Origin of the sequence: Enterobacter cloacae complex sp. 2024EL-00227, assembly GCF_043945315.1 — a bacterium.
GTDB classification, from domain to species: Bacteria; Pseudomonadota; Gammaproteobacteria; order Enterobacterales; family Enterobacteriaceae; genus Enterobacter; species Enterobacter roggenkampii.
Window position 1 is genome coordinate 1 of record NZ_JBIMQP010000017.1, and the last position, 14,283, is coordinate 14,283.

Here is a 14,283-nt window from a genome sequence, read left to right on the forward strand (position 1 = left end):
GATTATATCGAAATGTTTTATAACAGTAAGCGTCGGCATGGTTCGAGCGAGCAGATGCCACCGGCTGAATATGAAAACCTATATTATCAACGGCTCAGAAGTGTCTAGATTATCCGTGGCGATTCAGTCCATCGCTTTCATCAAACCCTTCTTCCATGAGGGCGCGAATAAGATATTTTGATGTAATAGCTTCATCATCGGGCCAGTTTGCAGGATCGAGATCTCGATACATCAAAAATTTAGAAAATGAGAACAAACCAAGGATGATGTCATTTGTTATAACTTCCCAGTCTGTTTTCAAAGCTATTGATTGCTGTACAGCTTCAAAGTAACTACTTATGTTAATTTCATCATCATCAGATTGCATCACAGGTAATGTGATCTGATGTACGCGTTCAAGGAATGCTTCCAAAGAGAGGTTAGGAATGATGTCTTCTGAACGTGCTTTTAGTTTAAATCTTTCTCCAGCACTACCGCGTTCCAGACTTACTGGCACTAGTATCAGAGGAGCATAACGGAAATTCTCTTTATTGGCGGGATCTACCCACTTCAATGTGCCCAGTGCCAGGAAAAGAATGTTTGCGCCTTGCTCCTCTTCAAGCGTTTTGGAGTCGTGGTACAAATCAAGTAATCGAGTTTGCAACCCTTTAGGGGTTAAACGAGTCTGCAGTTTAGTATCAAGATGCTGCGATTTGATTTCGGTGTTTTTTTCATCAAATTGATAAATAAAAGCTTTTTCGTCTGAAAGACCATCTTCAGTCTCCTGGTCGTCTTCTTTACCTGATTTACCATGCAAAAATGTGAACGTTTTTTTTTCATTAAACAGAAGGTTGTAGACCAGTTCAGAACGCTCATCAATCACTTCCAGGAAACGTGTATTCTTCGATCGCGGAATGTTTAGTAAGCGGTTTCTTGCCCCCAAATCCAGAAGTTCAGCCCTGGCTTTTTCAAGTTTTTGTTCTAAAGAAAGGGCGCTGTTTTGAAAGGTAGAGCTCTCAGTAGAATTCATAAAATTTATAACCTAATGCAATGACATACCATCATGCCAATGAAATATGTTATATTTCAATGACGTGCCGTGTGTATTAGTTAGATCGAAAGAAATGAATGTCCACTTTACTCTCAAGAATGAGAATTGTGAACCTGCAGATTTCACTATTGCTTGTTTACATTTACGGGAAGTAATCCTGTAGTTTTGGACATTAAAAAACCCAATACATTCTTCTGATGAATATATTGGGCTGGCTTGTATAAAATTTTACTTAGATTAAGTATCAGAACGCCGTCTTACAAAAACCCGTCATCTCTTTCAGGCCCATTTCGCGGCCAAGCTCGGTCATCGGGTGAACCACCACCAGACCACGGACGCTTTTCTTCAGCTTGCCCATGTCGGCCTGCTCTTTTTTGGTGATCGCACGGCGGTGCGGCATGTTCATCAGCTTCTGCGCTTCTTTGCTCAGCTTCTGGCCTTTAACCTCGCGCAGGCGTTCAATCTCCGCTTCCAGCTTTGCGGTCTCTTTTTCAAGCTCGGCATATTTCTCGGCGGAATCGACCAGCGACAGGCCCGCCATCTGATGGCGGATGAGATCCAGGCGGTCGCTCAGGCGTTTAATTTCGTTCTTTTCGACTTCTTTCATGACAAATAACTCTGAAAACGGGGAATTTACAGGGAAGGATACACCAATGTGAGCAGGCTTACTTCTGAAACGCTTTTTTTAAGCTGATTCGGGAAATCAGCTCAGTCAGGGAAAGGACCATCGTAGAACGGACAACCTGTTGATAACGCAGCTTTTGCATCGCGTAGAGCTCCGGGTCGCTGTTATCAAACTGCGGTGCCGGAGGGAGCGCGGTGACGCAGTGCAGCTCGCCGAACGGCCCCAGGATCTCATCGTCGGTAAAGGTGTATTCGTTACCGTCATGGTTGAGCTCTTCGCGCAGCGCCATTAGCAGCTCCGCATCTTCATACTCTTGTCGGTTCAGCACGCCAAGACCATAAATCAGCTTCAGACGCACGGATAGATCGCCCAGCGGTCCGTCTCCGTCCAGTAACGGTTCTACAGCATATTTTACCGCGTAGTCGTCTTTGCGAAACACCTGAAGCACCAGGATATTCACCGCCTCGGTTAACAGCTCGACGGCGGCAATCAGGAAACTTCGTACGGTTTTGCCAGCATTCAGACGCTCAAGCACACGATTTTCAAAGGCCTGGGTTTGTTCCATTATTGCCTGCATATCTGACAATCTGTAATCAGGGCGCAGGATTACCTGCGCCGCATTCTGCATCATTTGGTTGCGTTGTATGCGTTAACCGCCTCCACAACCACGTCGCTGTTGGCGTCCAGACCGGAAATCTGCGCCAGCGCAGCCTGCGCGCCCTGGGTATCAATCAGCTGAGCCAGTTCCTGCGCCTGTGGATCCTGCTCGCTGCGGTAGTGCATCGCGGCGGCAATCCCTTTCACCAGGTTGGCGTGCGGCAGACCGTATTCCAGCGTGCCCAGCAGCGGCTTAATCAGGCGGTCGCCCGCGCTCAGCTTACGCAGCGGCTGACGCCCCACGCGCTCAACGTCATCTTTCAGATACGGGTTTTCAAAGCGACCGAGGATTTTCTGGATGTATGCTGCGTGTTTCTCAGCATCAAAACCGTAGCGTTTGATCAGCACCGCGCCGCTCTCTTCCATTGCCCCTTTTACCACCGCGCGGATCTTCTCATCGAGGATCGCATCACGAATGGTCTGATGACCGGCCAATTTTCCGAGGTACGCGGTTATAGCATGCCCGGTGTTCAGCGTGAAGAGTTTGCGTTCGACAAATGCCATCAGGTTATCGGTTAATTCCATTCCCGGAATGGTCGGCAGCGCGCCTTTAAACTGGGTTTTATCGACGATCCACTCGCTGAAGGTTTCCACGGTCACTTCCAGCGGATCGTTGGTCGCAGATTCTGACGGCGGGACGATACGGTCAACGGCGGAATCCACAAAACCGACGTGCGCTTCCACCCAGGCTTTATCTTCATCTGCCACAGCGTTGAGAACGTGGCCTTTCAGCTGCGTGGTGCCGCGCACCATGTTTTCACAGGCGATGATGTTCAGCGGGGTGTCGATACCCTGCGCTTTACGTTTTGCCAGGCCTTTCGCGACCGCAGGGGCGATGCGCTCAAGCACAACCGGGCCCACGGCGGTGGTGACCAGATCGACGCTGGCGATAAGGTCAATAACGTCGTCGCCGATGCTGCTGACCGCGTTTACGCCAGATACTGTCTCAACCTGCTCGTTTTCGCCCACCACATGGACCTGATAGCTATGACGGGCATTCAGGGCATCCAGGACGACCTGATTCACATCGGCGAATGTCAGGGTAATGCCCGCGTCTGCCAGCAGTTTACCGATAAAACCACGACCGATATTACCTGCGCCAAAATGTAATGCTTTCATAGTGTTAACCTTCATCAATGTTTTTACCCGAGAGGGCTGGGGTGAGGAACGTTTTCCCCTCACCCTAGCCCTCTCCCCGGGGGGAGAGGGAGGAGTACCGTTATTTGTTAAGCAGAGCCAGAACTTCTTCAACGCTGGTGGTGTTCGCCAGACGCTCAATAACCGTTTCATCATCCAGCGCGTTGGTCAGGCTGGTAATCACCTGAATGTGCTCGTTGTTGCGAGCGGCGATACCAATTACCAGACGGGCGATGTCATCTTCTTCTTCACCGAAGCGCACGCCCTGCGGGTACTGACAGAATACGACGCCGGTTTTCAGGACGCGATCTTTCGCTTCAACCGTACCGTGCGGCACCGCGATGGATTCGCCCAGATAGGTCGGGGTCAGTTTTTCGCGTTCCAGCATCGCGTCGACATATTCAGGCTGAACGTAGCCGCCTTTCACCAGCTGCTCACCGGCAAAGCGAATCGCGTCTTCTTTGGTGGCCGCGGTACGACCGAGGAAGATGTTTTCCGCACCCAGCTTAAACAGGTGGGCATTGCTCTCGTCAAAGCTGTCCTGCAGGCTGGAGCGCACTTTCACTTCGTTGTCTTCGTGACGCTGCGCGGCAACCAGACGTTCGGTCAGGCTGGTGTACAGGCCGCTATCGAGGAAGTTGGTCAGCGAAATGTGCTGTGCCTGCGGCACCTGGCGCATGGCGCGTTCGGTCAGATCGCGGTGCGTGATCACCAGGTCAACATCCGGCGGCAGGCTGTTAATGGCGCTGTTGGTCACGGAGATGTTGGTCAGGCCCGCATCCTGCACTTTCTTACGCAGCACGCCTGCACCCATTGCGCTGGAACCCATACCGGCATCACAAGCAACGATGATTTTACGCACGTGGCTCAGGTCGTTAGAAACATCACCTGCTGCCAGTGGCGTTGCGCCTTTGGATTCGGCTTTCATGTCGTGCATACGACGGGTTGCGGCTTCGATGTCATCATCTTCTTTCACCTTGCTGGTTTTCAGCAGGATAGAAGAGACCACGAAGGAGACGGCCATTGCCGCAAAGATAGCTGCGAGGTTCGCGAAATAAGCGCCTTTTGGCGTCATCGCCAGTACCGCCAGGATAGAACCCGGAGAGGCCGGAGAAACCAGACCACCGCCCAGGACGCTCAGCGTGAACACGCCGGTCATACCGCCGAGGATAACGGCCAGGATCAGACGTGGGTTCATCAGCACGTATGGGAAGTAAATTTCATGGATACCGCCCAGGAAGTGGATGATCGCCGCACCGCCAGCAGACTGTTTTGCGCTGCCACGGCCAAAGAAGATGTACGCCAGCAGTACGCCCATACCTGGACCCGGGTTGGCTTCAATCAGGAAGAAGATGGACTTGCCGAGATCGTGTGACTGCTGAATGCCCAGAGGCGAGAAGATACCGTGGTTGATGGCGTTGTTAAGGAACAGGATTTTCGCCGGTTCAACGAAGATCGACGCCAGCGGCAGCATCTCATGCGCCACCATGAAGTTTACGCCTGCCGCCAGAACTTTAGACAGCACTTCAACCGCAGGGCCAATGCCGAGGAACGCCAGAATGGCGAGGATCATCCCGATGATGCCCGCAGAGAAGTTGTTCACCAGCATTTCGAAGCCGGATTTGATCTTACCATCAACCCAGACGTCGAATTTCTTAATCGCCCAACCGCCCAGAGGACCGGCAATCATCGCCCCGAGGAACATCGGCATATCCGCACCGACGATAACACCCATGGTTGTGATGGCACCCACGACGCCACCACGGTCACCGCCCACCAGACGACCCCCGGTGAAACCGATGAGCAGCGGCAGGAGATAGGTAATCATTGGGCCAACAAGTTTCGCCAGCGTTTCGTTAGGCAACCACCCTGTCGGAATGAACAATGCAGTGATGATACCCCACGCGATAAACGCGCCGATATTTGGCATCACCATGTTGCTGAGGAAACGACCAAAGCTTTGAACTTTGATCTTGAAATCGGATGACATAAAACACCCCTTCTTCTGTTTACGCTTAGGCTTATGGCCCGAGGTTTATTGTTAATGAGGCGGCAGAGGTAGCCGGGCCCTGTTCTGATGCTGTGAAATCTGGCACTGAATCGTTCAACTGTCCAGACAGGGAAAATTTATGTGATGTGTGTCACGTAAAGGCAGGGGGTAGGGATGTCAATGAAGTGATCTCAATCACAAAATAAGTGGGCAAAAAAAATACGATGGCGATAAAAAAAGCAAAATCCACCCCTTTGTGTGATTACCGTCACGTTTTGTCATGACGTGTTTGTTTCTGGATTGTGACTGATTTCACAAAATATTTTTATGCAGATTTCTCCGGCTGTGATCGGCGGCAAACTCTGCTTCGCGTTTCAGCGCCAGGATGATATGGCACGACACGATAAGCTAAAAAACCACTTTTGATGTGTGGTATGGCGAAAAGTTAAAAGGTGGATTACGCTCATATTGTAAGGTTAAGTCTATTATTATTCAGGATATATTTTGACACGCTTATAAACTTGCATGGAGATATTATAAAAACTCATACTCCCCGGCTCGGAAATAGTAAGCACATCCCCGTGTTTAAAAAAAAATTAATTAGGTTGCGTACCGTTTTATTAATTTAATGAGTTGACGTTGTTTAAGTGAGGAGAATATGTTTCTCAACTATTTTGCGCTGGGCGTATTGATTTTTGTATTTCTGGTTCTCTTTTACGGAATCATCGCCATCCATGATATTCCTTATAATATGGCCAAAAAGCGTAACCATCCGCATGCCGATGCCATTCATACGGCAGGCTGGATTAGCCTGTTTACACTCCATGCCATCTGGCCATTCCTGTGGATTTGGGCCACGCTGTACCGCGAAGATCGCGGCTGGGGCATGCAAAACCACATCACAAAGCCTGATGAAGTTCCGGGCATGGATGCGCTGGCCAAACGCGTGGCGGAACTCGAACAAAAGCTGGCTGCAGTACAGCCCACTGCTGATAAGAACACGCTGGAGCGCTAATCATGGATCTGTTGATTATTTTGACCTACGTGGCATTTGCCTGGGCCATTTTTAAAATATTCCGTATTCCGGTCAACCAGTGGACGCTTGCCACCGCAACATTAGGCGGCGTATTTATTGTTGCCGGTCTTATTCTGTTAATGAACTATAACCATCCGTATACCTTTACGGCGCAAAAAGCGGTTATTTCTATTCCAATCACGCCGCAGGTGACCGGTGTGGTCAGTGAAGTTACGGATAAAAATAACCAGCTTATTAAAAAAGGCGAAGTGTTATTTAAACTGGATCCTGGCCGCTACCAGGCGCGCGTCGACAGACTCCAGGCTGACCTGGTGACCGCGACGCACAATATCGATAACCTGAAAGCGCAGCTGTCGGAAGCGGTTGCCAATACCACACGCGTCTCCGCTGAGCGCGATCGCCTCTATAAAGATTATCAGCGCTACCTGAAAGGCAGCCAGGCGAAGGTGAATCCTTTCTCTGAAAGCGATATCGACAACGCGCGGCAAAACTATCTGGCACAGGATGCCATGGTGAAAGGCTCCGTGGCTGAGCAGGTGCAGATTCAAAGCCAGTTAGACAGCATGGTGAACGGCGAGCAGTCACAGATTGCTTCGTTACGTGCCCAGCTTGCCGAAGCCAAATATAACCTGGACCAGACCGTAGTGCGTGCGCCGAGCGATGGTTACATCACCCAGGTGCTGATCCGTCCGGGGACCTATGCCGCCGCGCTGCCTCTGCGTCCGGTAATGGTCTTCATTCCTGAACAGAAGCGTCAGATTGTGGCCCAGTTCCGCCAGAACTCGCTGCTGCGTCTGAAACCGGGCGATGAAGCGGAAGTGGTGTTTAACGCCCTGCCGGGCCAGGTATTCTCCGGGAAGCTCACCGCAATTCTGCCGGTGGTGCCGGGGGGAACCTATCAGGCGCAGGGTGCGCTCCAGTCGCTGACGGTCACGCCGGGCACGGATGGCGTGCAGGCCATCATCGAGCTGAGCCCTGACGCTGAAGTCGATGCCCTGCCGGACGGTATCTATGCCCAGGTGGCGGTCTATTCGGACCACTTCGCCCACGTCTCGGTCATGCGTAAAGTACTGCTGCGTATGACCAGCTGGATGCACTACCTCTACCTCGATCACTAATCCTTCCAGGGCAGGAATGCGACATGCAGACCTGCCCTTTTTTCATCGCTTGATCCATACTGACTTTTTTCCGGCATTAAGGATCAGGCAATGAAACTCATCGGCAGCTACACCAGTCCCTTCGTGCGAAAAATCTCGATTCTCCTGCTGGAGAAGGGGATTGAATTTGAATTTGTGAATGAACAGCCTTACAACGCGGAAAACGGCGTTGCGCAGTACAACCCGCTGGGAAAAGTCCCGGCGCTGGTCACGGACGAGGGCGAGTACTGGTTCGATTCCCCAATAATTGCCGAGTACATTGAGCTGCTGGGCGTTGCCCCGGCTATGCTGCCTGCTGACCCAAAAGCGGCGCTGGCGGTGAAGCAGGTCGAAGCCCTGGCCGACGGTATTATGGATGCGGCGTTAACCTCCGTACGGGAACAGGCAAGGCCCGCTGCCCAGCAGTCGGAAACGGAACTGTTACGCCAGCGGGAAAAAATCAGCCGCAGCCTGGACAGGTGTGAACAGCTTATCCGGGAGGGAAAGATCGACACCGACAGCCTGAACCTGGGGACCATCGCCATCGCCTGCGCGATTGGTTATCTCAACTTCCGCCACGTCTCCCCGGGCTGGTGCGTCGACCGTCCGCTGCTGGTGAAGCTTGCAGACACGCTGTTTAGCCGCGAGAGCTTTGCCCGTACCGAACCACCAAAGGCTTGACGCGGGTTATAACACTTCGCCGTCGGAGGCGGTACAATCCCCCCCACATGTTAACTCCCTCTCCCGTCGGGAGGGGGGAAGATATTTACTCGCCAGGCGCCTTCATGACTACTCATCATTCGCTGTACAGCCAGATCCCCGCTACCGACCGTCTTCTTCGCGAACCCCGCATTCATACTGTTGCTGAGCGTTTCGGCCATACCGCGACGGTGGAAATGTTACGCCTGCTTCAGGACGAAGCCCGATGCGCGATTCAGGCAGAAAACGCCTTGCCCGCCTGGTGTAGCGCGTGGGAGCAGGAAGTTGAACAGCGGCTGGATGAGAAGGCGCAAAGCGCATTACGCCCGGTGATAAACCTGACCGGAACCGTGCTGCATACCAACCTGGGGCGCGCGCAGCAGGCGGAAGAGGCCGTTGCCGCGGTCGTGCAGGCCATGCAAGCGCCCGTAACGCTGGAGTACGATCTGGACGGCGCCGGACGCGGGCACCGCGACCGCGCGCTGGCGGAGCTGCTGTGCCAGCTGACCGGCGCGGAAGATGCCTGCATTGTGAATAATAACGCCGCAGCGGTGCTGCTGATGCTGGCGGCCACCGCCAGCGGCAAAGAGGTGGTGGTGTCCCGCGGCGAGCTGGTGGAGATTGGCGGGGCGTTTCGTATTCCTGACGTGATGCGCCAGGCGGGCTGTACGCTGCATGAGGTGGGTACCACTAACCGTACCCATGCGAAAGACTATCGCGCGGCGGTGAATGAAAATACCGCCCTGCTGATGAAGGTCCATACCAGCAATTACCATATTGAAGGCTTCACCAAAACGGTTGAAGAGGCGGAGCTGGCGGCGATTGGGCGCGAACTGAATATACCGGTGATTGCCGATCTCGGCAGCGGCTCGCTGGTGGATCTGAGCCTGTACGGGCTGCCAAAAGAGCCGATGCCGCAAGAGATGATTGCGGCGGGCGTTAGCCTGGTCAGCTTTTCCGGCGACAAACTGCTGGGCGGGCCGCAGGCCGGGATTATCGTCGGCAAGCGCGAGCTGATTGCGCAGCTGCAGCAGCATCCGCTCAAGCGCGCCCTGCGCGCCGATAAAATGACGCTTGCCGCACTGGAGGCGACGCTGCGGCTCTATCTTTACCCCGAAAAACTGGCCGACCGCCTGCCCACGCTGCGTCTGTTAAGCCGGGATGCCGCCTCGATTCGCGCCCAGGCCGAGTTACTGCTGCCGCGCGTCGCCCCGCACTACCCCGATTTTGACGTTCGCATTGAGCCCTGCCAGTCGCAGATTGGCAGCGGTTCGCTGCCGGTGGACAGGCTGCCGAGTGAGGCGCTGACGTTCACGCCGCGTGACGGGCGCGGTAGCCATCTTGAAGCCCTGTCGTCACGCTGGCGTGGCCTGCCGACGCCGGTTCTCGGGCGGATTTACGACGGCCGAATGTGGCTGGATCTGCGCTGCCTTGAAGATGAAGAGCGATTTCTGGAGATGTTGTTGAAATGATTATTGCCACCGCCGGTCACGTTGACCACGGAAAAACCACGTTACTGCAGGCGATTACCGGCGTAAACGCCGACCGCCTGCCGGAAGAGAAAAAGCGCGGCATGACCATCGATCTGGGCTATGCCTACTGGCCCCAGCCTGATGGCCGCGTGCTGGGCTTTATTGATGTGCCGGGGCATGAAAAGTTTCTGTCTAACATGCTGGCGGGCGTGGGCGGCATCGATCATGCCCTGCTGGTGGTGGCCTGCGATGACGGCGTGATGGCGCAAACCCGCGAGCACCTGGCGATCCTGCAGCTAACCGGCAACCCGCAGCTGACCGTGGCGCTGACCAAAGCCGATCGCGTGGATGACGCGCGCGTCAGCGAGGTGCGCGAAACGGTCCAGGCGACCTTACGGGAGTATGGCTTTGCCGATGCGTCGCTTTTTGTCACCGTGGCGACAGAAGGGCGTGGTATCGACGAACTTCGCCACCATTTACAGCACCTTTCATCACGCGCTCACGCCAGCCATCACCGCTTTCGTCTGGCGATCGACCGGGCTTTTACCGTAAAAGGTGCGGGGCTGGTCGTAACCGGCACCGCGCTGAGCGGTGAAGTCAGCGTGGGAGATACCCTCTGGCTGACGGGCGTGAATAAACCGATGCGCGTGCGCGGACTGCACGCACAAAACCAGCCCGCTGACCGTGCCCACGCCGGACAACGTATCGCGCTGAACATTGCCGGGGATGCGGAAAAAGAGCAGCTGAACCGCGGAGACTGGCTGCTGGCCGATGCTCCACCGGAACCGTCTGAACGCGTGATTGTCTCCCTGCAGACACACATACCGTTGACCCAATGGCAGCCGCTGCATATTCACCACGCGGCCAGCCATATCACCGGGCGCGTGTCGCTGCTGGAAAACGACCTTGCCGAGCTGGTATTCGATTCGCCGCTCTGGCTGGCAGACAACGATCGTCTGGTACTGCGTGACATTTCTGCAAGGGAAACGCTGGCGGGGGCGCGCGTGGTGGCGCTTAACCCACCTCGACGCGGCAAGCGTAAGCCGGAATATCTGCAGTGGCTGGCCGCGCTGGCGCAGGCCAAAGAGGATAACGCCGCGCTGCGGGTGCACCTCGATCGCGGGGCGGTGAGTCTGCGTGATTTTGCATGGGCACGCCAGCTGAGCGGGGAAGGCTTACGCCAGCTGACCCAGGAGCCGGGCTTTATACAGGCCGGAGACAGCCTGCTCAATGCCCCGGTTGCTGCGCAATGGCAGCGTAAGATACTGAACACGCTTGCGATTTACCACGAACAGCATCAGGACGAGCCAGGCCCGGGCCGTGAGCGTCTGCGACGCATGGCGCTGCCGATGGAAGACGATGCGCTGGTGCTGCTGCTGATCGAAAACATGCGCGAAAGCGGGGTGATTAAAAGCCACCACGGCTGGCTGCACCTGCCGGATCACAAGGCCGGGTTCACCGCAGATCAGGAGGCGATATGGCAAAAAGTAGCCCCGCTGTTTGGCGATGAGCCGTGGTGGGTTCGGGATCTGGCTCGCGAAACGAATACCGAAGAGCAGCTGATGCGGCAGGTGTTGCGCCATGCGGCGCAGCAGGGGCTAATCGTCGCGATCGTGAAAGATCGTTACTACCGTAACGATCGCATTGTGGCGTTTGCCAACCTGATCCGCGAGCTGGATCAGGCGCGCGGCTCGACCTGCGCAGCGGATTTCCGCGATCGGCTGAACGTGGGCCGCAAGCTGGCGATTCAGATCCTGGAGTATTTCAACCGCATCGGCTTTACCCGCCGTCGCGGTAACGATCATCTGTTGCGCGATTCGTTATTATTTCCTGAAACTCCGTGACCTCCGTCGTAAACACCGTTACCGGTTGGCGAGAAAATCGCCAGCCGGAACTACCCTTGTTGTACACCAACAGCAAGGAGACGGACATGACAAACAATCCTCCCTCATCGCGTATCCAGCCCGGCGAGTATGGTTTTCCCCTCAAGCTGAAGCCCCGTTATGACAACTTTATTGGCGGCGACTGGGTCGCGCCCGTCGACGGCGAATACTATTCCAACCTGACCCCGGTTACCGGCCAGCCGCTGTGCGAGATTGCCAGCTCCGGTAAGCGTGATATCGACCTGGCGCTGGATGCGGCGCACAAAGCGAAAGAGAAATGGGCTCACACCTCCGTGCAGGACCGGGCGGCGATCCTGTTCAAAATCGCCGACCGGATGGAGCAAAATCTGGAGCTGCTGGCGACGGCGGAAACCTGGGATAACGGCAAGCCGATCCGGGAAACGATGGCGGCTGACGTGCCGCTGGCTATCGACCACTTCCGCTATTTTGCCTCCTGTATTCGCGCGCAGGAGGGCGGGATCAGCGAAGTTGACAACGACACCGTGGCGTATCACTTCCACGAACCGCTGGGGGTAGTAGGCCAAATTATTCCGTGGAACTTCCCGCTGCTGATGGCGAGCTGGAAAATGGCGCCCGCGCTCGCGGCCGGAAACTGTATTGTGCTCAAACCGGCGCGTCTGACCCCGCTCTCGGTCCTGCTGCTGATGGAAATCGTTGGCGATCTCCTGCCGCCGGGCGTGATTAACGTAGTGAACGGCGCGGGCGGGGAGATAGGCGAATATCTGGCTACCTCAAAACGGATTGCCAAAGTGGCGTTTACCGGGTCGACGGAGGTGGGCCAGCAGATCATGCAGTACGCCACGCAAAACATCATTCCGGTGACCCTCGAGCTGGGCGGGAAATCCCCGAACATCTTCTTCGAGGACGTGATGGAGGAAGAGGATGCCTTCTTCGATAAAGCCCTGGAAGGGTTTGCGTTGTTTGCGTTTAACCAGGGCGAAGTCTGCACCTGCCCAAGCCGCGCGCTGGTGCAGGAATCCATCTACGAGCGCTTTATGGAGCGGGCCATTCGCCGCGTCGAGTCTATCCGCAGCGGTAACCCGCTCGATAATGTCACCCAGATGGGGGCGCAGGTCTCGCATGGACAGCTGGAAACGATCCTCAACTACATCGACATCGGCAAGAAGGAGGGGGCGGATATTCTCACCGGCGGACGCCGTAAGGTGCTCGGAGGGGATCTGCAGGACGGGTATTACCTTGAGCCGACGATCCTGTTCGGGCAGAACACCATGCGCGTTTTCCAGGAGGAAATCTTCGGACCGGTGCTGGCCGTGACCACCTTTAAAACGATGGAGGAGGCGCTGGCGATTGCCAACGACACGCCGTATGGCCTGGGGGCAGGCGTCTGGAGCCGCAACGGTAATCTGGCCTATAAAATGGGCCGCGGCATTCAGGCCGGGCGCGTCTGGACCAACTGCTATCACGCCTATCCGGCACACGCGGCATTTGGCGGTTATAAGCAGTCGGGCATCGGGCGTGAAACCCACAAGATGATGCTGGAGCATTACCAACAGACCAAATGTCTGCTGGTCAGCTATTCCGATAAGCCGCTGGGGCTGTTCTAGTCGCCCAGCTCAGGCCGTCCGTGGGCGGCCTGAGCAATTTGCTGGCGCAGGCAGTTCAGTACGCCATCCAGAACGTATTGCACGCGCCAGGGCTGGTATTCGCGTTTGCGGAAGATGGCGGTCAGGTCGAGCCACCACTCTTCCTGATGCGGGAAGCAGGGGACGAGCATGCCTTTCGTTAATTCTTTTTTCAGGCTCTCTTTTGGCGCAAAAACAATCCCAAGATTATTCCTTGCCAGCTCCAGGGCCGTCTGCGTATTGTCGCAAATATAATTACCGGTCACCCGGTAGTCATGCACGTCATCGCTGCCGTGCACGCGGAAACGCCAGATGTTAGCTTCATCGACCAGCATGGAGTCAATGAGAATACAGGAGTGATTAATTAAATCTTCAGGTCCGGTTAAGGGATGCTTATTTAAATATTCTACGGTTGCGAAGGCCGTAACGGAATATTGTGTCAACACGCTAGCAACCAGGCTTTCGTCTTTCGGCTGAGCATAGGTAATTAAAATGTCGCAGTCATCCGGAAAGGTAACGCCTTCTGAAAATTCATTCCGGTCCAGATTGTAGGTTTTCAGGGAGATGCGGATGTCGCCGATGTCTTCTATCTGATGGATCACGTGTCGCGCGAGGTAGGTTACGATACCTGTTGGGGCATAGATCGTCACTTTTCCGCGCTTTTCATGCTTATAATCAGCAATGAAATTAACAAGCTGACTGTTCTTATCCAGCGTGGCATTCACGTAGGGGAGTAACGCTTCACCAAACTGGGTCAGGGCCAGCTGCCGCGTGGTGCGCTCAAAAACCTTGAGCCCAACCCGCGTTTCAAAATCAGACAGATATTTACTGACGTTGGCCTGCGCCATACCCAGCAGGGCGGCGGCATCACCAATGCTGTGGGTGGCTGCAATGACGGAGATAATTTTTAATTCGCGTGGTTTTAGCTGTAATGTACTCATTATGCACACCCATCTATATGATTTTATATATAATATTATATAAACCGCAGCGTTGCATTGGCAATTTTGTAAC

12 protein-coding genes are annotated in these 14,283 nt (G+C 54.7%); 6 read left to right on the forward strand and 6 right to left on the reverse strand.

The window, feature by feature from the left end; translation table 11 throughout:
- Window positions 1-109: 109 nt before the first annotated feature.
- From ACHH0Z_RS21625 to ACHH0Z_RS21645, 5 genes are all read right to left on the reverse strand, one after another.
- Complete coding sequence (locus ACHH0Z_RS21625) at window positions 110-1,009, reverse strand: DUF4011 domain-containing protein (protein ID WP_052672921.1); 900 nt, start codon at window positions 1,007-1,009, stop codon at window positions 110-112.
- Window positions 1,010-1,274: 265 nt separating this feature from the next.
- The gene (locus ACHH0Z_RS21630; RefSeq protein WP_008502724.1) at window positions 1,275-1,637 is read right to left on the reverse strand and encodes a YibL family ribosome-associated protein; all 363 of its coding nucleotides are present in this window, start codon (window positions 1,635-1,637) and stop codon (window positions 1,275-1,277) included.
- A gap of 58 nt (window positions 1,638-1,695) precedes the next feature.
- Window positions 1,696-2,286: a mannitol operon repressor MtlR gene (mtlR, locus tag ACHH0Z_RS21635; protein ID WP_008502725.1), complete on the reverse strand. Its 591-nt coding sequence runs from the start codon at window positions 2,284-2,286 to the stop codon at window positions 1,696-1,698.
- A complete protein-coding gene (mtlD, locus tag ACHH0Z_RS21640; RefSeq protein WP_023345214.1) occupies window positions 2,283-3,431 on the reverse strand; it encodes a mannitol-1-phosphate 5-dehydrogenase in 1,149 nt (382 codons plus the stop codon). The genes mtlR and mtlD overlap by 4 nt, the downstream gene beginning before the upstream one ends.
- 100 nt (window positions 3,432-3,531) lie before the next feature.
- Window positions 3,532-5,439, reverse strand: a complete 1,908-nt coding sequence (locus tag ACHH0Z_RS21645) for a PTS mannitol transporter subunit IICBA (RefSeq protein ID WP_021242437.1) — start codon at window positions 5,437-5,439, stop codon at window positions 3,532-3,534.
- A 658-nt stretch (window positions 5,440-6,097) separates the two neighbouring features.
- Here ACHH0Z_RS21645 and ACHH0Z_RS21650 point away from each other — a divergent pair.
- The 6 genes from ACHH0Z_RS21650 to aldB all read left to right on the forward strand — a co-directional run bounded on the left by ACHH0Z_RS21650 (window position 6,098) and on the right by aldB (window position 13,251).
- Window positions 6,098-6,454: a DUF3302 domain-containing protein gene (locus ACHH0Z_RS21650; RefSeq protein WP_008502729.1), complete on the forward strand. Its 357-nt coding sequence runs from the start codon at window positions 6,098-6,100 to the stop codon at window positions 6,452-6,454.
- 2 nt (window positions 6,455-6,456) lie between these two features.
- Window positions 6,457-7,593: an HlyD family secretion protein gene (locus ACHH0Z_RS21655; RefSeq protein WP_021242439.1), complete on the forward strand. Its 1,137-nt coding sequence runs from the start codon at window positions 6,457-6,459 to the stop codon at window positions 7,591-7,593.
- Between the two features lie 90 nt (window positions 7,594-7,683).
- Window positions 7,684-8,292, forward strand: coding sequence for a glutathione S-transferase (locus ACHH0Z_RS21660; RefSeq protein WP_008502731.1), 609 nt, complete (start codon window positions 7,684-7,686; stop codon window positions 8,290-8,292).
- A gap of 104 nt (window positions 8,293-8,396) precedes the next feature.
- Complete coding sequence (selA, locus tag ACHH0Z_RS21665; protein WP_045409028.1) at window positions 8,397-9,782, forward strand: L-seryl-tRNA(Sec) selenium transferase; 1,386 nt, start codon at window positions 8,397-8,399, stop codon at window positions 9,780-9,782.
- Window positions 9,779-11,626 carry a selenocysteine-specific translation elongation factor gene (gene selB, locus ACHH0Z_RS21670; protein WP_045409030.1) on the forward strand — a complete coding sequence of 616 codons (1,848 nt, stop codon included), beginning with the start codon at window positions 9,779-9,781 and terminating at the stop codon, window positions 11,624-11,626. The genes selA and selB overlap by 4 nt, the downstream gene beginning before the upstream one ends.
- An 86-nt stretch (window positions 11,627-11,712) precedes the next feature.
- Window positions 11,713-13,251 (forward strand): aldehyde dehydrogenase AldB, encoded by a 1,539-nt coding sequence (gene aldB, locus ACHH0Z_RS21675; RefSeq protein WP_023294820.1) that lies wholly within the window; start codon window positions 11,713-11,715, stop codon window positions 13,249-13,251.
- On the opposite strand, the gene ACHH0Z_RS21680 is transcribed toward aldB, so the two are convergent.
- A complete protein-coding gene (locus ACHH0Z_RS21680) occupies window positions 13,248-14,210 on the reverse strand; it encodes a LysR family transcriptional regulator (RefSeq protein WP_008502735.1) in 963 nt (320 codons plus the stop codon). The genes aldB and ACHH0Z_RS21680 overlap by 4 nt on opposite strands.
- Between the last annotated feature and the right edge of the window lie 73 nt (window positions 14,211-14,283).

Bases quoted from the DNA above. Each gene is read 5' to 3' on its own strand.
- ACHH0Z_RS21625 (WP_052672921.1), bottom strand. From the start codon at position 1,009: ATGAATTCTACTGAGAGCTCTACCTTTCAAAACAGCGCCCTTTCTTTA.
- ACHH0Z_RS21630 (WP_008502724.1), bottom strand. From the start codon at position 1,637: ATGAAAGAAGTCGAAAAGAACGAAATTAAACGCCTGAGCGACCGCCTG.
- mtlR (WP_008502725.1), bottom strand. From the start codon at position 2,286: ATGATGCAGAATGCGGCGCAGGTAATCCTGCGCCCTGATTACAGATTG.
- mtlD (WP_023345214.1), bottom strand. From the start codon at position 3,431: ATGAAAGCATTACATTTTGGCGCAGGTAATATCGGTCGTGGTTTTATC.
- ACHH0Z_RS21645 (WP_021242437.1), bottom strand. From the start codon at position 5,439: ATGTCATCCGATTTCAAGATCAAAGTTCAAAGCTTTGGTCGTTTCCTC.
- ACHH0Z_RS21650 (WP_008502729.1), top strand. From the start codon at position 6,098: ATGTTTCTCAACTATTTTGCGCTGGGCGTATTGATTTTTGTATTTCTG.
- ACHH0Z_RS21655 (WP_021242439.1), top strand. From the start codon at position 6,457: ATGGATCTGTTGATTATTTTGACCTACGTGGCATTTGCCTGGGCCATT.
- ACHH0Z_RS21660 (WP_008502731.1), top strand. From the start codon at position 7,684: ATGAAACTCATCGGCAGCTACACCAGTCCCTTCGTGCGAAAAATCTCG.
- selA (WP_045409028.1), top strand. From the start codon at position 8,397: ATGACTACTCATCATTCGCTGTACAGCCAGATCCCCGCTACCGACCGT.
- selB (WP_045409030.1), top strand. From the start codon at position 9,779: ATGATTATTGCCACCGCCGGTCACGTTGACCACGGAAAAACCACGTTA.
- aldB (WP_023294820.1), top strand. From the start codon at position 11,713: ATGACAAACAATCCTCCCTCATCGCGTATCCAGCCCGGCGAGTATGGT.
- ACHH0Z_RS21680 (WP_008502735.1), bottom strand. From the start codon at position 14,210: ATGAGTACATTACAGCTAAAACCACGCGAATTAAAAATTATCTCCGTC.